21 protein-coding genes and 1 tRNA gene are annotated in these 25,985 nt (G+C 50.9%); 10 read left to right on the top strand and 12 right to left on the bottom strand.

Annotated features, from left to right (window positions below; all coding sequences use genetic code 11):
- Window positions 1–5 precede the first annotated feature (5 nt).
- Both IEW06_RS06250 and IEW06_RS06245 read left to right on the top strand, forming a co-directional pair.
- A complete protein-coding gene (locus IEW06_RS06250; RefSeq protein WP_187733430.1) occupies window positions 6–494 on the top strand; it encodes a hypothetical protein in 489 nt (162 codons plus the stop codon).
- A gap of 14 nt (window positions 495–508) precedes the next feature.
- Window positions 509–1,114, top strand: coding sequence for a recombinase family protein (locus IEW06_RS06245; protein WP_187733431.1), 606 nt, complete (start codon window positions 509–511; stop codon window positions 1,112–1,114).
- 246 nt (window positions 1,115–1,360) lie between these two features.
- On the opposite strand, the gene IEW06_RS06240 is transcribed toward IEW06_RS06245, so the two are convergent.
- Together IEW06_RS06240 and IEW06_RS06235 are read right to left on the bottom strand one after the other, a co-directional pair.
- Entirely contained in the window at window positions 1,361–3,934 is a 2,574-nt protein-coding gene (locus IEW06_RS06240) for a DEAD/DEAH box helicase (protein ID WP_187733432.1), read from the bottom strand.
- Window positions 3,931–6,144 carry a site-specific DNA-methyltransferase gene (locus tag IEW06_RS06235; RefSeq protein ID WP_229743056.1) on the bottom strand — a complete coding sequence of 738 codons (2,214 nt, stop codon included), beginning with the start codon at window positions 6,142–6,144 and terminating at the stop codon, window positions 3,931–3,933. Before IEW06_RS06235 ends, IEW06_RS06240 begins: the two co-directional genes overlap by 4 nt.
- 373 nt (window positions 6,145–6,517) lie before the next feature.
- Between IEW06_RS06235 and IEW06_RS06230 the strand changes: the two genes are divergently transcribed.
- A complete protein-coding gene (locus tag IEW06_RS06230; RefSeq protein WP_187733433.1) occupies window positions 6,518–7,147 on the top strand; it encodes a YidB family protein in 630 nt (209 codons plus the stop codon).
- 298 nt (window positions 7,148–7,445) lie between these two features.
- Here IEW06_RS06230 and IEW06_RS06225 read toward each other — a convergent pair whose 3' ends face one another.
- The 4 genes from IEW06_RS06225 to IEW06_RS06210 all read right to left on the bottom strand — a co-directional run bounded on the left by IEW06_RS06225 (window position 7,446) and on the right by IEW06_RS06210 (window position 12,366).
- Window positions 7,446–7,907, bottom strand: a complete 462-nt coding sequence (locus tag IEW06_RS06225) for a hypothetical protein (RefSeq protein ID WP_187733434.1) — start codon at window positions 7,905–7,907, stop codon at window positions 7,446–7,448.
- Between the two features lie 1,095 nt (window positions 7,908–9,002).
- A complete protein-coding gene (locus IEW06_RS06220; protein WP_187733435.1) occupies window positions 9,003–10,061 on the bottom strand; it encodes a hypothetical protein in 1,059 nt (352 codons plus the stop codon).
- A gap of 255 nt (window positions 10,062–10,316) precedes the next feature.
- Window positions 10,317–10,389, bottom strand: a tRNA-Met gene (locus IEW06_RS06215).
- Window positions 10,390–10,524: 135 nt separating this feature from the next.
- Window positions 10,525–12,366 (bottom strand): POTRA domain-containing protein, encoded by a 1,842-nt coding sequence (locus IEW06_RS06210; RefSeq protein WP_188547703.1) that lies wholly within the window; start codon window positions 12,364–12,366, stop codon window positions 10,525–10,527.
- Window positions 12,367–12,641: 275 nt separating this feature from the next.
- Between IEW06_RS06210 and hemW the strand changes: the two genes are divergently transcribed.
- The 4 genes from hemW to IEW06_RS06190 all read left to right on the top strand — a co-directional run bounded on the left by hemW (window position 12,642) and on the right by IEW06_RS06190 (window position 16,000).
- A complete protein-coding gene (hemW, locus tag IEW06_RS06205; RefSeq protein ID WP_187733437.1) occupies window positions 12,642–13,781 on the top strand; it encodes a radical SAM family heme chaperone HemW in 1,140 nt (379 codons plus the stop codon).
- A 28-nt stretch (window positions 13,782–13,809) separates the two neighbouring features.
- Window positions 13,810–14,289, top strand: a complete 480-nt coding sequence (locus tag IEW06_RS06200) for a hypothetical protein (protein ID WP_187733438.1) — start codon at window positions 13,810–13,812, stop codon at window positions 14,287–14,289.
- Between the two features lie 224 nt (window positions 14,290–14,513).
- Window positions 14,514–15,206 (top strand): alpha/beta fold hydrolase, encoded by a 693-nt coding sequence (locus tag IEW06_RS06195; protein ID WP_188547701.1) that lies wholly within the window; start codon window positions 14,514–14,516, stop codon window positions 15,204–15,206.
- A 23-nt stretch (window positions 15,207–15,229) separates the two neighbouring features.
- The gene (locus IEW06_RS06190; RefSeq protein WP_188547699.1) at window positions 15,230–16,000 is read left to right on the top strand and encodes a cyclase family protein; all 771 of its coding nucleotides are present in this window, start codon (window positions 15,230–15,232) and stop codon (window positions 15,998–16,000) included.
- Between the two features lie 120 nt (window positions 16,001–16,120).
- Here IEW06_RS06190 and rpmA read toward each other — a convergent pair whose 3' ends face one another.
- Together rpmA and rplU are read right to left on the bottom strand one after the other, a co-directional pair.
- A complete protein-coding gene (rpmA, locus tag IEW06_RS06185) occupies window positions 16,121–16,411 on the bottom strand; it encodes a 50S ribosomal protein L27 (protein WP_133274413.1) in 291 nt (96 codons plus the stop codon).
- A gap of 93 nt (window positions 16,412–16,504) precedes the next feature.
- Window positions 16,505–16,810, bottom strand: coding sequence for a 50S ribosomal protein L21 (gene rplU, locus IEW06_RS06180; protein WP_133274414.1), 306 nt, complete (start codon window positions 16,808–16,810; stop codon window positions 16,505–16,507).
- A 483-nt stretch (window positions 16,811–17,293) separates the two neighbouring features.
- Here rplU and IEW06_RS06175 point away from each other — a divergent pair, with 483 nt between their 5' ends.
- Window positions 17,294–18,253: a ribonucleoside-diphosphate reductase small subunit gene (locus IEW06_RS06175; RefSeq protein WP_133274415.1), complete on the top strand. Its 960-nt coding sequence runs from the start codon at window positions 17,294–17,296 to the stop codon at window positions 18,251–18,253.
- Between the two features lie 123 nt (window positions 18,254–18,376).
- Here the strand turns inward: IEW06_RS06175 and IEW06_RS06170 are convergent, their stop codons facing one another.
- Window positions 18,377–18,661, bottom strand: coding sequence for a GIY-YIG nuclease family protein (locus tag IEW06_RS06170; protein WP_187733440.1), 285 nt, complete (start codon window positions 18,659–18,661; stop codon window positions 18,377–18,379).
- A 487-nt stretch (window positions 18,662–19,148) separates the two neighbouring features.
- Between IEW06_RS06170 and IEW06_RS06165 the strand changes: the two genes are divergently transcribed.
- Window positions 19,149–21,533, top strand: coding sequence for a ribonucleoside-diphosphate reductase subunit alpha (locus IEW06_RS06165; RefSeq protein WP_187733441.1), 2,385 nt, complete (start codon window positions 19,149–19,151; stop codon window positions 21,531–21,533).
- 50 nt (window positions 21,534–21,583) lie between these two features.
- Here IEW06_RS06165 and IEW06_RS06160 read toward each other — a convergent pair whose 3' ends face one another.
- Both IEW06_RS06160 and IEW06_RS06155 read right to left on the bottom strand, forming a co-directional pair.
- Window positions 21,584–22,195 carry a hypothetical protein gene (locus IEW06_RS06160; RefSeq protein WP_187733442.1) on the bottom strand — a complete coding sequence of 204 codons (612 nt, stop codon included), beginning with the start codon at window positions 22,193–22,195 and terminating at the stop codon, window positions 21,584–21,586.
- 8 nt (window positions 22,196–22,203) lie between these two features.
- On the bottom strand, window positions 22,204–23,271 hold the full coding sequence (locus IEW06_RS06155) for a GmrSD restriction endonuclease domain-containing protein (RefSeq protein WP_187733443.1): 1,068 nt from the start codon (window positions 23,269–23,271) through the stop codon (window positions 22,204–22,206).
- 260 nt (window positions 23,272–23,531) lie between these two features.
- Between IEW06_RS06155 and IEW06_RS06150 the strand changes: the two genes are divergently transcribed.
- Window positions 23,532–24,215 (top strand): RibD family protein, encoded by a 684-nt coding sequence (locus IEW06_RS06150; protein ID WP_188547697.1) that lies wholly within the window; start codon window positions 23,532–23,534, stop codon window positions 24,213–24,215.
- 247 nt (window positions 24,216–24,462) lie between these two features.
- Here the strand turns inward: IEW06_RS06150 and IEW06_RS06145 are convergent, their stop codons facing one another.
- Window positions 24,463–25,914, bottom strand: a complete 1,452-nt coding sequence (locus tag IEW06_RS06145) for a Gfo/Idh/MocA family protein (RefSeq protein WP_188547695.1) — start codon at window positions 25,912–25,914, stop codon at window positions 24,463–24,465.
- Window positions 25,915–25,985: the final 71 nt, after the last annotated feature.

Raw genomic sequence — 25,985 nt, 5'->3', positions numbered from 1 at the left:
ATGCCTTGAAAATTCACTCTGCAAACGTCAAAAAGCGAGGTCAGCTAACTGTCCCTAAAACAGTAGCTTTACGAACACCAACATTCAATCTTATGCCAAGTACACCTGTTGTAGTATGGTTTGAAAAAGGCCGCTACCAGCACATTGAAAGTTTAGCAGATTTAGCTCAACAGATTCATAAAATGAATGTTACTGACACTGACTTAGCTAACCAAAATTATAGACTTAAGAATCGTCTTACTCTCATTTACCGCGAAGGGGATGGTGGCCCGACTAAGAGCGATCCCATCTTTAAACTTGACTCGATGGAACTAAATAATTACTCCTCATCGCCTCATGCTTTTTTGCGAAAATCGAACGCAGGAGAGTGGGAACTAAGAGATAATGAGAATAATTTGGTGCCACTCAAAGCAATAAGTGAAGCTAAAAACATCAATAACTTTTTTAAAAACGAAGAGGCATTTCGCAAATTATTCCCTAAAGCAGGTATTTGATCCACTGCTACACAATGACCGCTGCTATCTACGCCCGCGTCTCTACTAAAGACAAAGGCCAAACCAACGAAAACCAACTCCGCGAGCTACGGGCCTTCGCTGAACGCTTGGGCTTCACATTATATAAGGAGTACTGCGACCAGGAAAGCGGTGGTACCGCCAACCGGCCCCAATTCCAGCAACTGTTCGTTGATGCTCACCAGCGACGCTTTGATGTGGTGCTGTTCTGGTCGCTCGACCGCTTTAGCCGCGAGGGCGTGACTGAAACACTCAATCATTTGCAGAGGCTAACCACTGCTGGTGTCCAGTTTAAGTCCTTCACCGAGCCATTTCTTGACTCAACCGGGCCGTTCCGGGAAGCTATTATTGGTTTCATCGCTGCCATTGCCAAGCAAGAGCGGGTGAGACTGGGTGAACGAGTTCGGGCGGGGTTGGCTCGCAGCACGAAGAAATCGGGTAGGCCATCCCTGCCGGCCGACTTGGTAGCTAGTATCCAACTAGAATTGGATGCCGGCTTGGGACAGCGGGCCACTGCTCGCAAGTTGGGAGTGGCACCAGCAGTAGTTAATCGGCTAGCGCAGGCGAATGGAAAAAGAGTCGTTTCTGCTCAATCTAACTGATTCCTGACCGCAATCTGCCGGTACTACCATGAATCAAGCGCAAGTAGTAAGCTCCAATCCACAAATTATTATTTACCAAATGGCTGTTCGATAAGCTGACAAAACCGACAAAAACACTTTTGTCGGTTTTGTCAGCTTATCGAACAGCCGTTTTGCTTTTTGCACGATTAACTTCTAAGACAGTTTATATCCATTGGCTACTATACTGCCTAGTGTAGAGCTGTTCCTACTTCTATAAAGCACAGTTTATGAGTAATTGCCTGCCACAGCACTCTTGTAAATGGATTCTGCATTGGTCGCCCCCACTATTGCTCGGCGAACATCGGGGTTGGTCAAATTCAGTACGCGCATATTTCCTTCAACTTCTGCAACCGCTTCGATACGGCGGTAAAACTGTGAATGCGTTTCAGCGTAACGAGCCAAGCCTTGCAATTTTGGTAGTGCATCGGCAAGGTGAAAACCATGTGGATCGACTATATCGACCACAATCGTTTCATCCTGTTCCGCGAAGAAGATGAAATCTGGTCTGACTATTTTAGTGTCATTACCATTTGTATAGGCAATGCCTAATGAGTCTTGGCTAGGGCGGTCAGGATTTCGGTACCAGCATTTAAAGCCGTTTCGCTTCATCTCGCTCGACAAAACAGCCTGCTCCCAAGACTTTAATTCAGATGGATATAAACCCTTCTCATCGCACAGTAAATGCTGCTGATACGTCGGAACATCCGTTTCCGAACCATTGCCTTCGCGCACCTTGGTTTGTTCGACGCGCGATACGGGCAGTGCTAAATCTACATCCTGTGGCTCCGTGCTGAGGGCGACGATTTGCCGGTAAGCCTCTTGCCGGTCGTGCGGCAGTTCCTTGATTTGGCAGCGGTATTCCGAAAACCATGAATCGGACAGTGCTTTCGCTTCGGCGTCGAACAGGATTTGCAGGTTCTCCAAGAGGTGCAGAGCAGCGACATCCTCACGGGCCTCAATCAGTGCATCATCGAAATCATCAGCAGCTTCCGGTTTGCGTTTCGCCCTTTCGATGGTGTACGTGCGAGCAATATCAGGGGTGATGATGCGCGCGGTGTGTCGGTAAGCGTCCCCGACTACAGCGTCATCTGCGTCGGCTTGGAATAGGTCGTGACGAGTCTGGTGGCTTTGCATACTGAAAATAATGGTACGCCCATCCACTGTCATTACGGCTGCCCGTTTTTCAGTAAACGCTTGCTCCCGTTCAGCAATGAAATTGTCTAGCATCTTATGCATGGCAGCGTGAGCCTTGCCACCTGCACCAGGTAGCAGACCATCAGAAGCCAGTTCATGGGCCAGCGCAGTTAGACGAATAGCCGGTTTCGCGCCACGCTGTGGGCGGGTTTGAGAAGGCAGCAAAACGAATTTGTTCCACACCATTTGCGGCACGTCAGGATTGGGCTTCATCTCCTTCGGGTTCATGAGAATGCGCCCCGTTGGCGGTGTATCTCCACCACCCTCACTCAATGCCTTTACGACGTCTGCAACTGTCTTCTTATCAAACCTCGGAAGCAGACAATCGACGCTGTTAAGTCTGTCGTTGCCGGGGATGCGACGTGCGAGTGGTGTGCGCACCATGCGGCCCAGCATCTGAGCAATGTAGGTCCGGTCACTTGCCGGGCGGAAGGATACCATCACTTCGGCACGAGGGCAGTCCCACCCGGTGCTAATGGCATCCTTGGCAATGAGGATCCGTATTGAAGTGTCATGCTGAACGCGCTGTGGTTCGATGTAAGGCACTGAATACTTGCCGAATGCCTGAGTCTTGTGTTCACCGAACACATGGGCAACGGATGTCTCCGGTAAATCCCGCCATAGCTCAAAAATCGTATGAAGCGCGCGGCCGATTTCATTGGAATTAGGTGTGTTAGGTACCTGTAGCACCATCAGCGGAAGCACGGTTTCGCCGTTTTCCTGTTGAGTTGTATAAGCCGCCCATTCCTCTGTGGATTGACGCAACTTGTTTGCAGCACGGCGCACCAACACCGTGTCGAAATCACCCGTTGATTCCTCGGGAATGTCCAGCACAATAGTGTCTTTCAACAAGCCGGAATCTTGCACGAGGCTTGTATCCACGGTCACAGCAGGCAGTGTGCTGCGGCCCTGTGCACCTTCCATTGCCTTGTTGAAACGTTCCACCGTAGCGGATATGCCCCAGACAACTGGGATACCTGGTACGCCCTTCTCGCCGTTGATAAGCCGCTTAACAATGGTGGATTTTTCGCTATTCTCCTTGCCAATGCCACGATGCGCCTCATCCTGGACCAAGTATAGGGTAAGTGCCGGGTCTTCGATGGTGTTGCGGATTGTTTCCCAAATAGTGTGGTTTCGCAGGTCGGGCCGCATCTCGGGGAATGTGCCTTCATATTCCTCATCACCATCAGAACCACGAACAAGAAGGCTGTTCTTACTCAGTTTCCCCGTGTTCAGAAAATAGATTTTTCCGGGGTTGAATTTAGAGCGATTAAAGGTGTTTGCGACTACTTCCAAGTCCGTGTACCGCAGGCGGTCAGACGCCTCCAATAGCCGGAAGCGCGTTTGCTCATTCAAGGAGGGATCGTCGCTAAACCAGAGCACAACGGCGCCTGGGTCGCGGTCGAAGTCAAAACCGTCATCGCCGTGAAACAGTGCTTCGAACACCGCTGCAGCCATCACCGTCTTGCCCGCGCCGGTGGCAGCAGTCAGCGAAAAAGCATTTTTACGTTTGTATCTGCCATGCCAGTCCTCGCGCGCTATTTGCAGATTTACAAGCACATCGCGGACAGCTTTATCTTGGTAATCTTTGAGTGTAAACTTCATGCGTTGTCTCCGTTTTCGAATGCGAAATTGGTCAAGTAGGACTCGTACAGGCGGATCGCCTCCACGCCCTCAGGCAAGCGGCGCGCAAGCGCCTGAAAGCGCCGCTCGTCGTCAGTTACGATGTAAGCGATCTGAGGCGTTCCGGCCCTGCGAATGGCATTCAGAAAATCGGTTGCCTTGTCCAGCTCCACTAGTAGGCCATAAGCATCAGCGACATCCCAGCCCGCTACAGGCAGTTCTTCGATGCGGCGACCCACACTGCCTGCGCGCAGCCACAGCAGTGGTGCAATGCGCGGGAATGAGGTCTGATAGCTAACACCAACCGGCGTTTCGTACGTCAGGGTGAAGAATTCAGCATTTTCCTCAAAGCCATCGGACATAGGGAATTCATCGGTAAACTTGTAATCCCCCGTGATGGGCTGGCCGTCTGGCGTCGTGCCAGTAATGATAGCCTCAACGCGCGGCTTGGTAATGTAGTCACAAATGCCCCACCGTTCCCATTCAGCATCGCCGGGTCTAAAGCCCTTTTCTCGCAGCGTCGTTTGCTCATCCGCGCCGACTTCGTTGTTGGTGATGCTTATACACTGACGCCTACCGCCATCCTGCTTGTTAAGCCGCTTCACTGCATGGGCGGTAGTGCCGGAGCCTGAGAAGAAGTCAAGGACAACCGCATTAGGTTTGTTTGTAACAAAAAAGCGTAAAGCATCCTCAACAGCATAGAGCGACTTAGGAAACGGGAATTTACGACCAGGAATAATCGATGTAAGAAGTCGGCTACCACCATTGCCCGCGTCATGTGAAGGAATACGCCATAAGTCCGATGGTACAAACATGATATGTTGATCGGATATGTCTGTGATAATTGATCCATCCGGGTTTTGGCCGATTAGTGGAAATTGGCCGCGCTCAACTTTACTTCGCTCTCCTTGGTTCAAATAGTAGAGAGCAGTATCCTTACCTCGCCAAGGTCCAATTTTGGCATAACCACTTTTTATCAATTCTTTTAGACGAGCTGGCCCATTTTGCCAAGTTCCAAAGCTACCATCCTTTCGTATGGGCCAACACGCGACACATCCATCGGGTGTCTCAATTTCCGATAGGTCGCTACCGTAATAGGCATCTCCTACACTGTGGAAAACAGCATGATCATCCAATTTCCGGATGAAAATAGGATAGAAACTATTAGGGCCATCCGCCCTTTGAGCATTCGTGCCATCGCGCCGCATAAGGCGCCAACGAAGTATGAACTTGTTTTTTGTCTGCACTGGATTCCAGTCCGCAGGAAGAGCCTGTGGCAACGGTTTGCAAACACCTAGAAATACAAAAAACAAGTATTCTGTTGATCGCGAAAAGCTTCCTTTTCTAGGTACACCTCCGGTATTAATCGCCGAACTGACCATAGTAATTCGTGCTTCCAGAAATACCTGCCCCAATAGTAACCCTAACCGTAGGTATTCTTTTTCGTCAATTGTGGCAATCAGAACAGAATCCGCCGGGTTTAACAACTCCTTCGCTAGCAGCAACCGCCGCTCCATGAACGCCAACCACTTGCTATGCCGGTACAAATCGTCGCCCTCGACGTAATCGTTGTTGTATTTCCAGTCCTTTGCGCCTGTGTTGTAAGGTGGATCAATGTAGATAGCGTCCACTTTGCCCCGGTGGGTCCAGGTCAAGGCTTTTAAAGCATGATAATTCTCGCCATTGATGACCGTATGCCATGGCTTGTCACCACCACGCGAAACATTACCAGTGGGAACAAGACCGGGATAGATGGTATCGCGGAATTCGGCAACTACCACAAGGTCGTCGAGCGCTACTGTGTGGCTCTCCCCCCCGGCCGCGCCCAGTAATGTCAGCTCAGCCATTTTGCTGGTTTTGTGGATGGCCTTCACCAGCCACAGACGCTGGTCGCCCTTGGCCGTTGAGCCGCGCGGCGGCAGCACATGTACTTTGTCGCCCCTGCGCACTGGGCGACGAGGTAATTCAACGGCTTCGGGGTTATGCCGCTCAAAGTTTAGACCAAAGGAAAGCCGGGATGACAGCGCCCGGAACTCGCGTTCCAGGTCAGCCCCCAACTGTGGGTCTTTGCCCTTCGCGTTTGCAATAAGATCAGTTAATCGAGACACAAGCTTTTCTAAAATGTTTTTTAAAATGTAGTAGTGTAATGTTGGAGTTGGCCAATGTAATTCGGCACAAATTACCACTACCATTGGGTGTCAACACATGGTGTGGATCCGACGATAGGGCGGGGCCACGTCAGCAGGGGCCTCGCCCGATTGCCGAGAACCTATTCAGGTTCCGTCCAAGCGACCTCAATTCAATAAAACGGTTCTAATGTAGTCTCACAAAAAAGCCCCGCGTCCTCTAAGGATTATCGCAGGGCTTTACCGTTGGTTGAGCTGGCAACTACAAACCTTCCGGCTTATCGTAAAGGTAAGCAACATAAGGTTTATATTATTGGGGTATCGATACCCCTGAAGGGTTTCAAGTACACTTTTATTCTAGTTTACCCAGTTTACGGTAATGTCATAGGTTAGCTTTGCTCATGCAATTCCGTCAACACTCCATTACAAACTAACGCAAATGGCCAAATTACAGAATACGCACGAGCAGTCATGTGCCTATTGCCATCAAGATTTTGTCCCCATGAAGCGGGGCACGCAGCGCTTCTGCTCCGCCAGTTGCCGAACTACCCATTGCAAGAAGAAAAAAGCCGGTACACTGGGTCGGGTTACCAAACTCAAAGGACCAAGAGGCGGGATGCAGCGTGGCTCATTTGCAGAGACAGCCTTGGCTTCGGCCACGGGCGCCCTTGCAGCAAATACCCTAACCCAGACGGCAGAGTACTTCGCTGTCACGAAGGGCTTGGTAAAACAGGTGGAAGAGTTAACGCGGATGGTAATTCAGCTTTCAAAGACCCAGTTCAACACTTTTAATTTGGTTGGCAAAGGGCAGGTGGCAATCCTCAAGCAAATGGGCCTTTCTCGTGAAGAAGCCTTTGAACGATTGGGCATTCCTCTGCCAGCACCAGTTGCCCAACTCACCCCGGAAAAACAGTTACCCGCTCCCACTGCCTTCGACATGACCGCATTTGAGGCTGCCTTGGCGAAGGCACTCAGCCCCGAGGAACTGACTAAACCGGCATTTGAAAAGGCGATGAATACGCCACAAGCGGATGCCGGACTCCTATCCTTGGAAAAGGAAATTATTTAAGTGTGTACACATAGGGGTACGCTACGCCCCGACCGCCAACTGCCAGGAGCCATGCAGCTAAGCCAATTGGATAGCTTTGAGATGCCGCCCGACGAATTACCCGACGCAGTCCAACAGGCTCAAGGACCAGAGTCTTACCAGTCGGTTGAGGCTGTTTTATCTGCCATTGTTTTTTGAAAAGATTGAGCGATTAGAAGCAACTCGCCTTCGGTTGCTTTCTGCATCTCATTCCAATGAGCAGTCATAGATTTTTTGCCTAATGTTGGCCAGTTAGCAGGGTATTTATCTGCTAAATCAGTTAATCTCTAAGCACACTTGCCTTAATTGAGTTATAAAGCACGATTCTATCTTTGTCAAATGTCATCATATTTTTTACTCTGCTAATAGCAATAGATTCATTATCAATGTTTACACCATAAACCCCATTCCTATATGCTAATGGGAAGGGCAAAGCCTTCTGAACGGCGTCAACAAATGATTTAGGCACACCTTTTTCGCCTGAAAGCGGAATTATATTGTAAATTGTTGTAACGACTCTTCCATTTTTAACGCCAACAATAATATCTCCGATTTTTCTTCCAAACATATTCTCGTTAATAGTTCCGATATATTTGTAAGTAGATACATTTGTTTCAGAAGAAATTCCCAGTAATTTTAATTTATCTGCATCAGGCGAAATTTGATCTCCTAAGTCATATCGTTGTGCATTAGCTTGAAATGCAGAAAAAATTAATAAAATGATAAGTAAAATGTGCTTCATGATTTCCTGTTTTTAGGTTAAATGCAAATGCTGATTATTACTTTACAAGGGGTGGTTTCATGGTGGTTTTTTATGATGAGTGACCTTAAATATAGGGTGGCAGGGCAAACCATGCGATCTACTTCAAAGCTTCCTGAAATTGTCTGAATCTTCAAAATGAGGTGGGTGTATTAGTAAAACGTCTGTCATATAACACATACCGCCTAAAGCAATTAGAATAATAATAATCTTCTTTATTATGGACGTACTATCCTTGAGTAGACTATCAGCAAAATAAAGGGTTCCCCATAAGTAACCCAGCCAAAGTAAAAAGTTCATATTAGTGAAGAAAATCGCGTTGCAATTATTATCATTAAATATATGGTTTAATATTTATCATTTAATAGTCCATCCCGTTGTCTCAACGATTATCCCTAACTCTACCTTCCGTTTTGTATGTTAATGACTATGAAAACCAGCATACTTTCTTTCGCCATCTTCCTTATCTCAATCAATTGTGGCATACCCCCCGCCAAGCTTGACTCAACCGATTGACGGCTGCTAAGGACGAATGAGTAGCCCGCCCTAGTAGTTTTGTCACCTTATAAAAAAGCCCTACGTTCCTCAATCGAGTACGCGGGGCTTTACTCATTAGGGGGAACTGGCAACTACTCACCCAGTGGGTATAAGTAAGGAAATAAGTTTAAACCCTACTTCACAGTTGCCAGCTAAGCAACTAGTTTATTCTCTACAAGCTAACTCATGGTTAGCGGTTGTACGGATTTTCTAAAAATTCGCTTCGGGGTGGGTTTATCCTGCCGCACATAATGAGAATCCACAATAGTATCACTAAGCATATGGCGAGTAATTTCTTCATTAGGCTAGTCGACTTAAGTTTTAATGTATAACCACTGATTTCTAATCCAATAATAAGTTATAATGTGGTAAATGTATATAGTACAAGTATGATAAAATATAAAATCTGAGTAATTATGACAAAAAAGCCCCGCGCCCTCGATTGAGGAACGCGGGGCTTTTGCCGTAGGTAGCCTTTCGGACTATGACAAATTATACTATTAGATCTTAGTTTGGCCTTTACTATCCTAATCAAACGCATTAAGGCGTGTCAAACATGTTGAAGGTCCCAATAGGCTCAGTGTCAGTAGCTGTTTGACCATTAGTCGGCAGGGAAATAAGCTGTTGAGAACCTGTAACAAAACTTTCTATGGCGTCTAAAATGGTTGTTATAGTTCCTTGATGCTCCCAAGTTTCATACAGAGATTCTGAAATCCCCCACGTTTGAATGCTAACAACGATATCGCTTATCAGCTTACGGAAGTTCTCATCAGGTAGCTCTTCTATCTCGCTGATAAGAACCCCTTTAATTTTTCTTTGGCTACTATGCTTTACGTATCCAACTATTGAAACTAGATCTGTTGCCCGAGGAATTAGATGAATAAATCTGGGCTGTGATAATGGTGTAAAGCCTATGTGAAGCGGATTTATAGCCTGTGCTTGCAGGTAAGTTATTGCTACTGGTCTAATTGCGCCGCCAAATACTGCCGAAGTAGCAATATCGATCTTAGGGAGCACTCGGCGATGAAATTCAAACCTTTGGTTATGATCGCCAAACCACAACTCCTGTTCCATCAAGTGTTTATAATAGTACAAATCTTTTGCCGCAAGTATCCACCGAGGTGCCATACTCTGAGTGCGTTTCTTTCTAGATAAATCATAATTACTACAGTCAATTAATTTACGGTGAAATCTCACCACGACCTCTGCCTTTGATAGCTCATTTAGTAATGCTCTATAAGAAAACAGAAGTTGTTGCCTATAATTTAAAAATTCGTACTCTCCATTCTCAATCTCTTCAAAGAGAGCGTTGTCATGTGTTCCACACAGCCCCCGAAAAGTAAACATCTTAGTAGCGTTTACGCCAGTCCTTTCAAATCTATGTTCAGGATGATGAAGACCCCCTACGGTGAATTCTATGAAATTTCCGTCCGGAGCTATATGATTAAGTATTCCTCTTTCTTGAAGAATATGAGACCTCATATCTACATTTTGATGGCAACCAGGATACCGGCACTGCCCTCCAAACTTTTTTTCTGCTGAGAAAAACTTCTCTGAAAGCGCATCTTGCTGTTTACTATAACTGCCTTTTTTTGACATACAAAAAGAACTATTGACTATTACAGAAAAAGCCCCACTTCCTTCACTAAGGAATGTGGGGCTTTTGCCACAGGTAGAGCTGGCAACTACAACCTTATAGGCTTACTCAAAGATACAAGGCTAGCCTGAGATTATATCGGCCGTTTAAAAGCTAATGAATAAGGAAAGAAACAGCTAAATCGCAGTGATGTGTACCCCTACATGTACCCTTAAATATAAAAAAGGCCGTTTCCAATCAGGAAACGGCCTTTTAGGTAGCGGGGACAGGACTCGAACCTGTGACCTTTGGGTTATGAGCCCAACGAGCTACCAACTGCTCCACCCCGCACTGTTTGGTTCTGCAAATGTAAGAGGGTTTTTTGGAATTAGGTGGTATTGTAGTGTAAAAAGTTGGTTTTCGGGGCTTCTATACTGATAATCAGCCGCTTTATTCTTTGATGAAGTTGTGATTAAGTGACTGATTCTAGAAACGGCTGGTAATTCCGAAGTGAATTTTGGAGGCGTTGAGCGCCAGCTTTTGATTTAGCTGCTTTGAGCGGCCCACAGAATATACCAGCTGAAACAGACCAGCGCCGGTGCGAAAGCTGATACCGGCGCCCACGCCTGTTGGCGCATCGGCGTTGGCGCCTTGGGCTAGCTTACGTTGCAGGTATGCCTGATCGAGGAAGAGAAAGACAAAGGAATCGGGGCCGGTGAACTGGCGATACTCCACGGTACCAACGGCGTAGGAGCTGGCATAGAAAGCAAACTCGCTGAAGCCACGTAGTGTAGCCAGGCCGCCCAATCGGAATAAGTCGTTGAGAAACAGCCGGTCGTTGAGCAAGGACTCGCCCCGCACCCGGCCGAGGAGCACGCCGTTGCGACCAATCGGATAATAGTATTCGGCGCGGCCACCGAGCGTAACCTGGGTGGAGCGCAGAGGAACTCGGGTATAAAGCGTGTCATTGAGGTCGGTGTTCTTGCTGATGCGCTTGTTGCCCACAGCGGCCAGGCTGCTGAAAAAAGCCCCCCGGCGTGGAAAATACAGGTCGTCGAGAGTGCTTTTGGAGTAGTCGAGACCGTAGGAAGTGTACTCGGAGTCGATATTTTCGGGGAGAGCCCGTAGCTCCCGAAAGGTAGAATCGGACAGCAGGCGGGAGCTGCGGAACTCGGTGAAGAAGCTGATGCGCCCGGCCCGCGCCGTGGGGTACGTCACCTGAAGGCGAGGCCGCAGGGTGAGGAAAGCATCGGATTGCCGATAAAGGTTGAAATTGCCCCCCACCTCCAGGGGCGAGCCGAAGAAATTAGGGTGCACATACTGCGCGTCCAGGAGCTGAGAGGCGGCGTCTACTTTGCGCCATTGTAAGCCCAGCTGCTTGCCCCCGCCGCGAATATTGCGCAGGTTGATGGTCACGTCGCCGGTGAGTTGCACTTTGTTCTGGCCCGGTCCGGGGCTTGGGTTGGGGAGCACGCCCACAATGGCATCGAACTGGTTGGCCGGCCGATCGTCAAGCAGCAAGTACACCCGCGCTTTGCCCTGCGCGAAACGCACTTCAGGCTCAGCCTTGACTTGTATATAAGGTAGCTGGCGCAGCTGGCGGGCAATGGCATCTACCCGCTGCTGACTATAGGGCTGATTAGGGAAAATCTGTAGGTAGCGGGTCAAAAACTGGGTTCGGGTTTTGGTAGTGCCCAGCACCTGCAAAGAGTCGAATACGATAACTGGGCCACGGTCGAGCACCACGCGGCCTTCGATATCGGAGCCGATAAGGGATACGGAATCGAGGCGCACGGTGGCAAAAGGGTAGCCCTGGTTTTCGGCTTCGGTGAGTACACGCTGCTGGAGCTGGGTCCACTCCTGGGGTCGGAAAGGCTGGTCGCGGAAGAATTTTTCGCGGTAGCCAGCCTTGGTGAGCAAAGCGTCGCCGAGGTTGCCATTGCGCAGCCGTGCCCACCGGAATTGCTCGCCCACGTACAGGCGAACCTGCACCGAGTCGCGACTCCAGCGCATGGAATCGGCGGAGGCAGTGAGGTAGGCGTCGGCTTGCAGAGCCAGCACGACGTCGCGGATGATGCGCAGAGCCGTAAGCGAGTCGGGCGCGGTGGGCCGAAACCGGTAGCGTACGAGCGTGGGCCGGTCGGCTCCCTCGGTAGTAAGTTGAATAAATTTTGCCCCCCGCAGTGGCTTACGCAGCCGCGTAATGCTGGTATCTGGGCGGGCGGGCGGCAAAGGTGGCGTCTGCAGCGCAGGCTGGCTAGGCGCGGCCGGGGTGGGCGTTATCTGCGCCCGTATCTCACTGGGCCAACCCAGGAGCAGACTCAGCACACAGTAAAAAAAGACGCGGGCACACATTGGGGCAAAGAACGTGGACTGGAAGCATTTAATTTTGAAGCCTGTGGTTGAAATGCAATGAGAGCAGGGCCGCCGTCAGGTTCTGCTTCTGCGGCTCGTGCAATGGAGATTTGTGATCTGGGTACCTTGCAGAACAAATCAGGAGATGGAGCGAGAGGTGTTGCGTCCTTTTTAATGGAGCTGAAACCAATCACCCAAACTAATTATGCATCTCTGGGTGTTACCACATACGCTATCTTTTCTTCTGAATGCCTGGCCTTTACCTTCACATCCCTTTCTGCAAACAAGCCTGCCACTACTGCGACTTCCATTTCAGCACTTCTATGGCACTGAAAGGCAAGCTGGTAGATGCGCTGGTGCGGGAGGTGGAGCTTCGCCGCGACTACCTCGGCCCCCAAGCCACGCTCGACACCATTTATTTTGGTGGTGGCACGCCCTCTCTGCTGACTGCGGCGGAACTAGACACGTTATTTAGCGCCATTCACCGGCACTTCAAAATTGCCCCCCAGGCCGAGATTACGCTCGAAGCGAACCCCGACGACCTTACTGCCCCGAAGCTAGCGGAGTTGGCCGCCTCACCCATCAATCGGCTGAGCATTGGGTTGCAAAGCTTCCATGAGCCGCACCTGCGCCTGATGAATCGGGCTCACTCAGCCGTAGAATCGGCGCGGTGCGTGCGGCTGGCCCAGGATGCGGGCTTCGAGAATATCTCGGTGGACCTGATTTATGGTGTGCCGGCTCCCGACCACCGTATTTGGGAACAGGATATGGCCGCGGCTTTTGCGCTGGGCGTACCTCATCTTTCGTGTTATGCGCTTACTATTGAGCCTGATACGGTGTTTGGACGCCGCCTGCGCAAAGGGCAATTCACTCCGCCACCCGACGACTTTGTGGCCCGGCAGTTCGAAATGCTGTTGGCCCAAATACCTGCCCACGGCTACGAACAGTACGAGATTTCTAATTTTTGCCTCCCCGGCCGCGAGTCGCGGCACAATTCGAACTACTGGCGCGGCGTGCCTTATTTAGGCTTAGGCCCGAGCGCCCATTCATTCGACGGAGTCAGCCGAGAGTTTGCGGTAGCGAATAACGCGCGCTACGTAACGAGCCTGCTGGAGCAGAACGCGGTGCCCGTCACTCGCGAAACTCTCTCTCCCACCGACCGCGCCAATGAATACCTGATGACTAGTTTGCGCACTGCTCGTGGCTGCGACCTGGTGCGTCTGCGGCAGGAATTTGGAGTAGACTTACGTGCCCAACGCGCTGACTACTTGCGGGGTTTGGAGCAAAACCAATGGGCCACGCTACGCGATGAGGTATTGATTCTTACAGATCAGGGAAAACTGCTGGCTGACCACATCACCTTAGAATTATTTCAGGCCGCTGGCTAAATCAATAAAATCAGCGTAATCTGTGCCTATGGAACGCCTGATTGATGCCCTCGCCGACGATGCTGACTTTTTTGTCGAGCACGTTCAGATCACCGCCATCGTCTTCGACACGACCGATGATGTAACCGTGTGGGCTACTACATACTTCGATAACAGTCTGCATTTCTTTCATTTAGGCCTACAGTTTCCAGCCTTGGATCTATTGCTACGCTTAGCCGGAGAGCGGGCGGAGGCGCTACAAGAGGAAGTAGCCGAGGCGCTGGCTACCGTCACCGAATGGCCCTGCCTGCTGGAGTATACCACCGAAGAAAAGCCCCCCGTTCCCCTTCCAAACGTGGCTATGAAGCTGGCCTGCACCTATCCGGCTACATTGGTAGATGAGGATGATGAGGGCGAGAGTGAGGCAGAAGAGGAAAGCGAAGAAGACGAGGATGAGGACGATGAGGAAGAAATTGCCCCCCACAACATCTTTTACTTAGAAGGCGTGTATTTGCGGCTCGAACCGTAGCAAGTGCGAGTATTGCAACAGAGAAGATCCTTCTTGGTTTCAGGCCACATGCTCTAAAACCCGCCCGTCATGCAGAGCTAAGCGAAACATCTCGCGTGTTTAGTGGGAATACTAACCCAACATCAGCACGCGAGATGCTTCACTGCGTTCTGCATGACGTTCTTTTTAGTGATTAATTCAGCAGCTAGCTATTCGAATTCACATTAGTCTCTTTTTTACTGCTCATGTTTTACCTAATTCCTGGTCTTGGGGCTGATGCGCGCGTTTTTCAGAAGCTGCGTCCTCTGCTGCACGGTCCGTCTCAGGTGCTGGAATGGCTAAAGCCGATTGGTGATGAGCCGTTGCCGGACTATGTGCGGCACATGGCGGCGGTGATTCCCGAGGATGCGGACTGCTTTGTAGTAGGCGTATCGTTTGGCGGGGTCATAGCGCAGGAAATCTGCCGCATTCGGCCGCGGGCCTGCGCGGTGTTAGTGTCCAGCATTCCGGATGCTGACCGCCTGCCGACTCTACTCCGAATTATTCGGGCTACGCGGGTCTACAAGCTGGTGCCGCCGCCATTGCTCAAGCTTTTCCCGTGGGCCGGGCGCTGGTATTTCGGCATCGATGACAACGTAGAATACAAAGTGTTCAAAGCCATTCTGCGCGATATGGACTCCGCTTACACCAGTTGGGCCATCCGGCGGCTGCTGCATTGGGACAGTACCGGCGTTGGCAGCTGCGTACAGATTCTGGGCTCCCGCGACCGGGTTTTTCCACCTTCTCCCGCCCCCGTCGACTATCTTATTCCCGGTGGCACCCACTTTATGGTTCTTACGCACGCTCACGAGATAAGCCGGATTCTGAATGATCTGCTTAGCAAACGGCAGGATAAGCAAGCAGCCTCCGCCGGTAAGCGTGTTGATATAGTGCAGTAATTATTTCTTGATTCGCCCCCCAAATGCTCGCCACCTATCCTTACCACGGCCACACCTTTTCCTTCGACCCTGGCGCGCCGCTGGATATTTCGCTGCCCTTAGCACCCGGCCCAAACCAAGTAAATTGCTTTTGGGCCGAGCCAGTGCAGTTTGACACCATTCGGGTAGGCGACTTTGTGGGAAGCGTGGCCGAGGGCGGCAGCACGAACTATAAGCGGGTTCATCTCACTCCCCACGGCAACGGCACGCATACGGAGTGCTACGGCCACATTTCCACCGATCTGGAGGCAACTATCAACCGCTGCCTGCGGCGCTTTTTATTCGTAGCCCGGCTGATTTCCGTGGAGCCGCGCCAACTGCCCAACGGCGACCAAGTAGTGATGCTAGCGGACGCACAATCGGCGCTGGGGGGCATTTTCCCGGATTCTGAGGTGTTGCCGGAAGCCATCATTCTACGGACGCTGCCCAACCACAAAGCCAAGCGCGCCCGTCAGTACTCTGGCACCAACCCTACTTATGTAGAGCCAGCCTTGGCCCAGTATCTCGCCGAACACCATATCGAACACCTGCTTCTGGACTTGCCTAGCGTAGACCGGGAAGAAGACGGCGGCCAACTGCTCGCTCATCACGCGTTTTGGCAATACCCAGAGCACACACGCCGCGCCAGCACTATCACCGAGTTGATTTTCGTGCCCGATGAACTCAAAGACGGCTTGTACCTGCTTAACCTTCAGATCACCAGCCTGGAGTTAGATGCCAGTCCAAGTAAGCCAGTCCTGTACCGCTTGAGCTAGCTGGATGGCCGACTTATCAAGCTGAACGTAAAAAGCCCCCCAGGTAGAGTCTGGGGGGCTTTTTGAATATTGTATCGACTTCCACGAAATATGTGGAGCCCGATCAACTAGTAACTCAGACTAAGCAGCAGTTGCTTCGGTCAGTTCGGTCTCGTCGATAACGGGTACTACCGATACGAACGAGCGATCCTTGCGGCCCTTGCGGAACTGCACGGTGCCGTCTACCATAGCGAACAGGGTGTGGTCCTTGCCGATGCCCACGTTCTGGCCGGGGTGATGCTTGGTGCCACGCTGACGAACGATGATGTTGCCAGCAATAATGCCTTGACCGCCGAAGATCTTCACGCCCAAGCGCTTAGAATGCGATTCGCGGCCGTTGTTAGATGAGCCGACGCCTTTCTTATGTGCCATTGTTGTATTTGTTGTGCGTTATAGGTGTTGTCTTGTCTGATGGTAGTTCTGAGTTAAATCTTATCACACTCAGCAGCCGATCAGTCAATTCAATTACCCGATGCTGTTGACCATTACTTTGGTGTAGTCCTGACGGTGGCCGTTGAGCTTCTTGTAGCCCTTCCGACGCTTCTTCTTGAACACCAATACCTTGTCACCTTTTACTTGGGCCAAGATGGTACCCTTCACTTTCACGTCCAAGAACGGAGCGCCGATAGTGAGCGAACCGTTATTGTCGGTCAGGAGCACATTGCCCAGCTCAACTACGTCTCCGACATTGCCGGCTAGTTTGTGGGTATAAACAAATTTCTCGGCTTCGACCTTGGTCTGCTTGCCAGCTATGTTGACGATTGCGTACATCGGCGTCTCGCGTGTTTTAAAAATGGGAAGGCAAAAGTAACAGGTTTAAGATTCAAAACCAAACCTAACTCACTAGTCTTCATTTGGTCGGCTTCCAAAACTTATCCGCTACCGAGCTGGCATCAGCATGCAGACAGTCTTTTAACAGCACGCGCCGGGCACGCGAATAAACTTTTTGTGGATAAGTTGGATTGTCCACAGTCCAAATGTTGATAAGTATTCAAAATTTGGGCATTCCAAGCCAAATTTTGCTCCTTTCAACAAAAAAGGTTATCAACAGCTCATCAGTGAGCATAGGCAAAAATTAACAGAATAAAAATGGTTTTCGGGGGGCATTTTGCCGGAGGTCGGGTTTATATTTGATCCCATGACCGCCCAAATTTTTTGGTGAGTCAGGCCAAACAATTCCGTTTGCCGCAGAGTTGGCAAGCCACTAGCTGATCATATTTCTGGTCACGTTTCACCTTCAATACGCTATCTGTTATGGAACCACTGCTCGTTGAGAACCCCAACCGCTTTGTGCTATTCCCCATCCAGAACGACGATGTCTGGCAATTCTATAAGAAGGCGGAGGCCTCCTTCTGGACCGCCGAGGAAATAGACCTCTCCCAAGACCAGAAAGACTGGGAAAACCTCAACGATAACGAGAAGCACTTCATCTCGCATGTGCTAGCCTTCTTCGCGGCCTCCGATGGCATCGTGAACGAGAACCTGGCCGTGAACTTCATGCAGGAAGTGCAGATGCCCGAAGCGCGCTGCTTCTATGGCTTCCAGATTATGATGGAAAACATTCACAGCGAGACCTATTCGCTGCTGATTGACACCTACATCAAAGACCCCAAGGAGAAAGACCGCCTCTTCAACGCCCTTGAAACCGTGCCGTGCGTGAAGAAAAAAGGCGAGTGGGCCTTGAAGTGGATCAACTCCGAAGACTTTGCTGAGCGCATCATCGCCTTCGCGGCAGTGGAAGGCATTTTCTTCTCTGGCTCGTTCTGCTCCATTTTCTGGCTGAAGAAGCGCGGCCTGATGCCTGGCCTGACCTTCTCCAACGAGCTCATTTCCCGCGACGAAGGCCTACACTGCGACTTCGCCTGCCTGCTCTACGGCTACCTCCAGAACAAGCTCAGCGAGGAGCGTGTGCACAGCATCATCCGGGACGCGGTAACCATTGAGCAGGAGTTCGTGACCGATGCGCTGCCCGTTAACCTGATCGGGATGAATGCCAAGAACATGGCGCAGTACATCGAGTTCGTGGCTGACCGTCTGCTCGTGTCGCTGGGCTACAGCAAGATCTACAATGCTTCTAACCCCTTCGATTTCATGGAGATGATTTCGCTACAGGGCAAAACCAACTTCTTCGAGAAGCGCGTGGCTGAGTATCAGAAAGCCGGCGTAATGAGCGAGCGTACTGAGAATGCCTTCTCGCTTGATGAGGATTTTTAAGCGATAACTAATTCCGCCTGTCATCCTGACGAAGGAAGGACCTTATCACGTTAGAACGAACCGTAACTACATTGGTCGTTTCAGCGTGATAAGGTCCTTCCTTCGTCAGGATGACAGGTGTTTTTATCTAGGCGATAGAAACTCCCAGTTTGGATTCTGCGCAGCTATTAAAACTTCTTTTTTAGCACGCGTCCAGCCTTTCAATTCTTTTTCACGAGCAATGGCAGCTTTGCTGTCGGAATGCTCTTCGAAGTAGATAAGGTTGTAGCAGAAATAGCGGCCGGCAAACGTCTGCGCCGTGCCACGGTTTTCGTAGTGCTGGGCCATGCGACTGCTTAGGCTATTGGTGACACCGATATACAGCACGTTACGAGCAGGATTGGTCGTGATGTAGGTATAGTAAGGCATATGTGATTAGGTATGTCAGAGCCCTTTTCTCTTTGCCACTTAACTCCCCCTCGTCTGTCATCCTGAGCAGCGCGAAGGACCTTCTCACGCAGGCACGAGTTGTTGTTATGCTAGTAGTTCACTGGGCATAAGGTCCTTCGTAAACTCAGGATGACAAGGAGAGGTGAAGAAGGGAACAAGGTAGAGACTGACTACTCACGAGTGGCAAGTCTAAGCATACAACTTCCTACCAAAAAGGACAACCCAATTTCGCTCCCAAAATTTAGCACCTATCCTACAGCGCCTACATCAATTTTGCCCCCTAGCGCTACAATTTTGGACTATGTGGATAACTTCTGTTGATAAGTCTTGTCCTACCCAACAGATAGAAATATCTTCCGCAACGATTAACCGCAGTCACACGCTGCTTACCTCACTTTCTTGACTAAACTGTCTGCTCTTCATTGGGCCGGCAAACTCATATCCAACTACCAAAACGCACACGCATATGCTGGTAATTAAACGCGACGGCCGGCGCGAATCCGTGAAATTTGACAAAGTCACGGCGCGCATCGAGAAGCTCTGCTACGGGCTCAACATGGTGTATGTCTCGCCGATTGAAGTGGCCAAAAAGGTCATTGACGGGATTTATGACGGCGTTACGACTATTGAGCTTGATAACCTGGCGGCCGAAACTGCGGCTTCGCTCACCACCAAGCACCCCGACTACGCTATTCTGGCGGCCCGCATTGCCGTGAGCAACCTGCATAAGGTGACCTCCAAGTCGTTCAGCAGCACCATGAAGCGGTTGTACACGTATGAGGACCCCAAGACCGGCGAAAACGCTTCGCTGATTGCCAAAGACGTGTGGGAAGTTATCCACAAGCACGCGGCTACCCTCGACTCGGCTATCCTCTATGACCGCGACTACAGCTACGACTACTTCGGGTTCAAAACCCTGGAGCGCTCGTACCTGCTGCGCATGGATGGCAAAGTGGTAGAGCGGCCCCAGCACATGCTCATGCGCGTGGCCATCGGTATTCACAAGGATGATATCGAATCGGCCATTGAGACCTATGAGCTGATGAGCGAGCGGTGGTTCACCCACGCTACGCCTACCCTGTTCAACGCCGGCTCACCGAAGCCCCAGCTGTCGTCGTGCTTCCTGCTCACCATGAAGGACGACTCCATCACGGGCATTTACGACACGCTGAAAAACTGCGCTCAGATTTCGCAGTCGGCAGGCGGTATTGGCCTCAGCATTCATAACGTGCGGGCTACGGGCTCTTATATCAAGGGCACCAACGGCACGTCCAACGGCATCATCCCGATGCTGAAGGTGTTCAACGACACGGCCCGCTACGTGGACCAGGGCGGCGGCAAGCGCAAAGGTGCCTTCGCTATCTACATCGAGCCCTGGCACGCCGATATCTTCGACTTCCTGGACCTCAAGAAAAACCACGGCAAGGAAGAAAACCGCGCCCGCGACCTGTTCTACGCCCTCTGGACGCCCGACTTGTTCATGAAGCGCGTGGAGGATAACGGCGACTGGACCCTGATGTGCCCCAACGAGTGCCCCGGCCTGGGCGACACCTGGGGCGAGGACTTCGAGCGTCTTTATAAAAAATACGAGAAGGAAGGCCGCGGCCGCAAGACCATCAAGGCGCAGGAGCTGTGGTTTGCTATTCTGGAAAGCCAGACCGAGACTGGCACGCCTTACATGCTGTTTAAGGACGCGGCCAACCGCAAGTCGAACCAGCAGAACCTGGGCACCATCAAGTCGTCGAACCTGTGCACCGAGATTATGGAGTACACCGACGAGCACGAAATTGCCGTCTGCAACCTGGCTTCCTTGGCCTTGCCGCGCTTCGTGAAGGAAGGCGAGCAGAAGGGCCAGATGGTGTTCGACCACCAGAAGCTGTACGACGTCACGTACCACGCTACCAAGAACCTGAACAAGGTTATTGACATCAACTATTACCCCGTGCCCGAGGCCGAGCGCTCCAACCGCCGCCACCGCCCCATCGGGCTGGGCGTGCAAGGGCTGGCCGATACGTTTATTGCCCTGCGCATGCCGTTCGAGAGCGACGAAGCCACGGGCCTGAACAAAGACATCTTCGAGACAATCTACTTCGCGGCCTGCACGGCTTCCATGGATTTGGCCAAGAAAAATGGCCCCTACGAGACCTTCGCCGGCTCGCCCATGAGCCAGGGCAAGTTTCAGTTCGACCTCTGGAACGTGACGCCCGACTCGGGCCGCTGGGATTGGGAAACGCTGCGCGCTCAGGTAATGGAGCACGGCATGCGCAACTCCCTGCTGGTGGCGCCTATGCCCACGGCCAGCACCGCCCAGATTCTCGGCAACAACGAGTCGTTTGAGCCTTACACCTCCAACATCTACGTGCGGCGCGTGCTGAGCGGGGAGTTTATGGTGGTAAACAAGCACTTGCTCAAGGACCTCATCAAGCTCGGCATCTGGAACGAACAGATGAAGAACGAAATCATTGCCGCCAACGGCTCGGTGCAGAACATCGCCCGCATCCCGCAGCACATCAAAGACCTGTATAAGACGGTGTGGGAAATCTCCCAGCGCCGCATTATCGATATGTCGGCTGACCGGGGGGCATTTATTTGCCAGAGCCAGAGCCTGAACCTGCACGTGATGAACGTGAACTTCGGCAAGCTCACCAGCATGCACTTCCACAGCTGGAAGAAAGGCCTCAAAACCGGCATGTACTACCTGCGCACCAAAGCCGCCGCCGACGCCATCAAGTTCACGGTGCAGAAACAAGCCGCCGAGACCCTGGAGCCGCTGAACGTAGCCGCCCAGAACGCTTCGGACATGTCTTGCTCGCTGGATAATCCGGACGCTTGCGAGGCTTGCGGTTCGTAAAAAGCAATAGCCCAATAAAAAAGGCAGGAGTAATGAAACTCCTGCCTTTTTTATTGGGCTATTGCTTTTGCTACTGCCTCTATTTCGTCAAAAAACAATATTAAATTATACTTATTAGCAGCTTTTTTAGAAGGCATTAATAAAAATTCCCCAGGAGGAGGAGGGGTTAATGGGAAAGTCGAAAAATAACTCTTGAGCACCTTGTTGTACTCAAGGCTAGACTCTTTTGAATTATGTGCTATATGATTCCGAATTAATTTATAATTTTTTAAGTTTTGAGTTTTAGCAATCAATATTGATTTAACTGGTATTCCATCTTGCAAATAGACTTCTGCCCTAGATATAACAGATATTGGACTAGACCAATCAAGAAATGGCATCGCAGATTTAAGTAGAGTCTCTGCATGGTCTGAATCTCTAGGTTTCAAAAAAGAAACCACAGCAGTGCCTGACACAGTAGCTGCTTCGCAGCAGTAATTAGTAAATATATCTCGCAGGTAATTTTCATAATTTCTAAATGACTTGAGGAAAACAGACTCAGTAAGAATATGCAGCTGCCAAAGATTTATATTTCTTCTGCTAAATGACAATTGGTTATCTCTGTCAAAGTGACGAACCTTTAAAGTCTCGTCTAAGAAATTGTCTAATATCTGTTGTGTCATTATTTTTTCTAGATAAACGCATCAATAATCTCATTCACAACAAAATTAGTTCTATCCACTCTAGATCCAGTATCTGTTGTTGCCTTTTGACTTTTCTCAACAAAACGGCGGTATTCGGGCGGCCTACTACTTGTTTCTTTTTCTGAATTAATTTCATCGAACACAGAGCTAATTTCATCAAGTCTTACACGTATTTTACCTATTATTTTATTATTTATTATAAAATCACCAGTTATGGGCTCTAGTGCTCTTAATCCAAATAAGCAGTGCCCAATAGACGTAAACAGGGTATAGAATAGCTGTACGCGAGACCAGTTAGTATTCCTTAATTCACTAGGAGGATATATTTCGCCTATATATGACATAATCATATCAAATTGCTCCGCTTTCTCATCTAATTCGCCTAATGATTCTTCGTATTCTTTATAAAATTTTTCAACATTTTTATTTGATTGTACCCCATCAACTAATGCGACAAATAAGTCAGCTGATAGCTCAGCCTCTGCCATTCTTGTAACTTGCGACTTCGTGAGAACGTTTGACTGGATAAAATATTCGACATACTTATACCCGTATTTAAACACGTATTGTTTGAAATATCCTAAGTATTTAGCATTTATTATTTCTATCTTATTGAGCGAAACAGTGTAAGAATTTAATCTGGCAAAAATATCGAGTATATCTTCATATGGTAAATCAAAAAGGAGGTCTACACCTAGTTCGTATTGCAGAAACTCTCTCTTTTGATCTTCCGGCAAATTTTCAAATGTGTACCCAGCCAATTCTTTATTATGAGCACGAGATATTTTAAAATCGCCATCTATAAAGCCGATTATCGCTCTTAACCTTTGTTGGCCATCAACTACTACTCTGACAGTGCGCGCATTCCTAAGTGATTGAGTGATAAGTATCTTAGGAATAGGTTTTCCTGTCAAAATAGTATCTATCAAAAAAGACTTAGCTTTTTCAGACCAAACAGATCTTCTTTGAAAATCAGGAGAAAGCTCTAAAAGGTTATTTCTATGCCATTCTAGAAAATCGGCAACATTGTATACTCGTGTATCAAAGCTTTTCACAGGCAAATACATTAATGGTTAAGATTCAAGAAAATACTATTTTAAATGTAAAACAAGATGCTTCAATAACTGGCGCGAACTAATAGCCAGTGCCAGCTTCGAGATGAATGTTATGCTTTTGTTGCTTGCAATACAAGCAAGTTGAAATCGCCCCGTAGCATTCAGACAGTTGTCGTGGAAGCAGCTTATGATTCACCAATAGTAACTGGCATCTGCAGTTTCAACTTACGTATGGCAAGATGTACATCTTCCTGCTACTTATGAAACCTCGTGTAATCTGCCACATGATGAGTTCCCTGGACGGGCGCACCATTCTCAGCCGCTGGGGCGACTCGCCCAACACCAAGGAGTACGAAACGACGGCCGCCACCTTCGAGGCTCAGGCCTGGCTGTGCGGGCGCGTGACTATGGAAAAGGACTTCACCCACGGCCTGACCCCCGACCTGAAGCCCGTAGCCTCCCCCCTGCCCCGCACCGACTTCGTGGCCGAGCACGGGGCCGAGTCGTTTGCCGTGGCCGTCGATGCTCACGGGAAGCTAGGTTGGGAATCGGCCGCCATCGACGACGACCACATCATTAGCATCCTCACCGAGCAGGTAAGCGACGAATACCTGGCTTACCTGCGCGAGAAAGGCGTGTCGTACCTGTTCGGCGGCGCCCAGGAAATCGACTTTGCGCTGGTCCTGCACAAGCTGGGCGAGCTATTCCCCATCCAGACCATCCTGCTGGAAGGGGGAGGACACCTGAACGGCTCCCTGCTCAAAGTCGGCCTCATCGATGAGCTGAGCCTGCTGCATTACCCCGTGGTAGATGGAGCACCCACCTCGCCCACTATTTTCGAGCAGGGCGATGCGCCCGGCCCCGCCACGCCCTTCAAGCTATTAAGCGCAGAGCAGCGCCCCGACGGGATTCTGTGGCTTCGCTACGAGGCAGGAGCAGCTTAAGAAAAAGCCCCCCAGCAGCTAGTTGGCGGTGTGGGGGGCTTTTTTCTTTACGGACTGTTACTACTCCCGCCGGTCATGCAGAGGCGGAGCCGAAGCATCTCGCGTGCGGTCGTCGCCAAACTATCTGTCATGCTGAGCTTGTCGAAGCATCTCTACCGCTTCGTTGCAATGCTATTCAGCGAAGCGGTAGAGATGCTTCGACAAGCTCAGCATGACGTTCTTTTTAGCAGTACACGCTTCTGGCTTTTTAGCTGCCCAGCTTCCAGCCGGCGCGGTAGTCGCGCTTCACGAACTGGTTGACCTCGTCGAAGTTGGTGATTTTGCGCTGCTGATTATCCCAGAGCAGCTCGATGCCGCGGCCGGGGTAATCCATGCCCTGGCCCGTGGTTTTGGGGCGCTGGAGGTCGTAGCCGCGGATGGCGAGGTTGGCCATAAGCAGGGCTTCGGTGAGGGGGCCGGCCAGTTCGAAGGGTGAGCTGACGGTCTTTTTGCCGTGGCCGGCGATGCAGGCATCTACCCACTGGCCGTAGTGGCCGTCGGCGCCGCCGGGCACGCGGGCAATGGTTTGCTTCACCTGCACTTCGTTGGTGCGGGAGGTGGGCAGCAGGCGCGGGTCGGCGGAGTAGGTGCTGGCCATCATCTTGCCCTTGGTGCCGATGAAGAGCGTGCCGTTGCCACCGTCGCCAAACTTCTCGTTAGAGCCCAGCTCGTCGGGGCGGGTGGGCTGAATGCCGCCGTCCATCCAGTGCATGGTGATGTCCTGCTTGGTTTTGTTGGTTTTGGGGAACGTGAGGGTAACGTGGCTGGAGGGCGGACAGCTCTCGGGGAAGTAGCCGCGCTTAAACTCATCGACATACACGCTGCCCACGCTGGCCTGCACGGCGTGGGCGTATTCAAGGTTCAGCACGCGGAAAGGCGCTTCCATCAGGTGGCAGCCCATGTCGCCGAGGGCGCCGGTGCCGTATTCCCACCAGCCGCGCCAGTTGAAGGGCACCAGCTTATCCACGTAGTCGCGGTACGGGGCCGTGCCGAGCCACAGGTCCCAGTCCAGCTCTGTGGGCACGGGGGCTTTGCCGGTGGGCCAGGCAATGCCCTGGGGCCAGACGGGCCGATCGGTCCAGCAGTACACGGTGTGCACGTCGCCGATAATGTCGGCGTCGTACCACTCCTGGAGCTGGCGCACGCCGTCGTTGGAGGCGCCCTGGTTGCCCATTTGAGTTACTACTTTGTAGCGTTTGGCGGCTTCGGTCAGCACGCGGGCTTCGTGCAGGTCGTGGGTGAGTGGTTTTTGCACGTACACGTGCTTGCCTAACTGCATAGCCGCCAGCGTCACCACGGCGTGGTTGTGGTCGGGCGTGGCGATGGATACGGCGTCGATCTTCTTCGCTTCCTTGTCCAGCATCCGACGCCAGTCTTTGTAGTAAGGAGCCTGCGGATAGGCCTTGCGGGCAGCGGCGGCGCGGCGGTCGTCAACGTCGCAGAGGTAGCCGATGCGGGCTTTACCAGTTTTGACAAACATGGCTAGATCACTTTCGCCCTTGCCGCCTACCCCTACGCCGGCTATTACAAGCTGGTCGCTGGGGGCGGTGTAGCCTTTGCCCCCCAGCACAAAGCGCGGCACAATCATAATACCAGCGGCGGCTACGGCGCTGTGCTTGATAAACTCGCGCCGTGATGGCGACTCCGGGATCTGGCTCATCGATAAGTACGTGAAGTAAGGGTGGGAACGAGCCGGCTGAGCAAATTTGCCCCCCAGGCCAGGCTAATCGA

The sequence above is a fragment of the Hymenobacter qilianensis genome, assembly GCF_014638675.1.
GTDB lineage: Bacteria > Bacteroidota > Bacteroidia > Cytophagales > Hymenobacteraceae > Hymenobacter > Hymenobacter qilianensis.
The sequence above is the reverse complement of the archived record's forward strand: the minus strand, read 5'-3'. Positions and strand labels throughout refer to the sequence as shown.

Excerpts from the sequence above, each read along its gene's own strand:
- IEW06_RS06225 (WP_187733434.1), bottom strand. The coding sequence starts at position 7,907 with ATGAAGCACATTTTACTTATCATTTTATTAATTTTTTCTGCATTTCAA.
- IEW06_RS06230 (WP_187733433.1), top strand. The coding sequence starts at position 6,518 with ATGGCCAAATTACAGAATACGCACGAGCAGTCATGTGCCTATTGCCAT.
- IEW06_RS06200 (WP_187733438.1), top strand. The coding sequence starts at position 13,810 with ATGGAACGCCTGATTGATGCCCTCGCCGACGATGCTGACTTTTTTGTC.
- hemW (WP_187733437.1), top strand. The coding sequence starts at position 12,642 with ATGCCTGGCCTTTACCTTCACATCCCTTTCTGCAAACAAGCCTGCCAC.
- IEW06_RS06220 (WP_187733435.1), bottom strand. The coding sequence starts at position 10,061 with ATGTCAAAAAAAGGCAGTTATAGTAAACAGCAAGATGCGCTTTCAGAG.
- rpmA (WP_133274413.1), bottom strand. The coding sequence starts at position 16,411 with ATGGCACATAAGAAAGGCGTCGGCTCATCTAACAACGGCCGCGAATCG.
- IEW06_RS06235 (WP_229743056.1), bottom strand. The coding sequence starts at position 6,144 with ATGGTAGTGGTAATTTGTGCCGAATTACATTGGCCAACTCCAACATTA.
- IEW06_RS06145 (WP_188547695.1), bottom strand. The coding sequence starts at position 25,914 with ATGAGCCAGATCCCGGAGTCGCCATCACGGCGCGAGTTTATCAAGCAC.
- IEW06_RS06170 (WP_187733440.1), bottom strand. The coding sequence starts at position 18,661 with ATGCCTTACTATACCTACATCACGACCAATCCTGCTCGTAACGTGCTG.
- rplU (WP_133274414.1), bottom strand. The coding sequence starts at position 16,810 with ATGTACGCAATCGTCAACATAGCTGGCAAGCAGACCAAGGTCGAAGCC.
- IEW06_RS06160 (WP_187733442.1), bottom strand. The coding sequence starts at position 22,195 with ATGACACAACAGATATTAGACAATTTCTTAGACGAGACTTTAAAGGTT.
- IEW06_RS06150 (WP_188547697.1), top strand. The coding sequence starts at position 23,532 with ATGAAACCTCGTGTAATCTGCCACATGATGAGTTCCCTGGACGGGCGC.
- IEW06_RS06245 (WP_187733431.1), top strand. The coding sequence starts at position 509 with ATGACCGCTGCTATCTACGCCCGCGTCTCTACTAAAGACAAAGGCCAA.
- IEW06_RS06190 (WP_188547699.1), top strand. The coding sequence starts at position 15,230 with ATGCTCGCCACCTATCCTTACCACGGCCACACCTTTTCCTTCGACCCT.
- IEW06_RS06175 (WP_133274415.1), top strand. The coding sequence starts at position 17,294 with ATGGAACCACTGCTCGTTGAGAACCCCAACCGCTTTGTGCTATTCCCC.
- IEW06_RS06240 (WP_187733432.1), bottom strand. The coding sequence starts at position 3,934 with ATGAAGTTTACACTCAAAGATTACCAAGATAAAGCTGTCCGCGATGTG.
- IEW06_RS06195 (WP_188547701.1), top strand. The coding sequence starts at position 14,514 with ATGTTTTACCTAATTCCTGGTCTTGGGGCTGATGCGCGCGTTTTTCAG.
- IEW06_RS06165 (WP_187733441.1), top strand. The coding sequence starts at position 19,149 with ATGCTGGTAATTAAACGCGACGGCCGGCGCGAATCCGTGAAATTTGAC.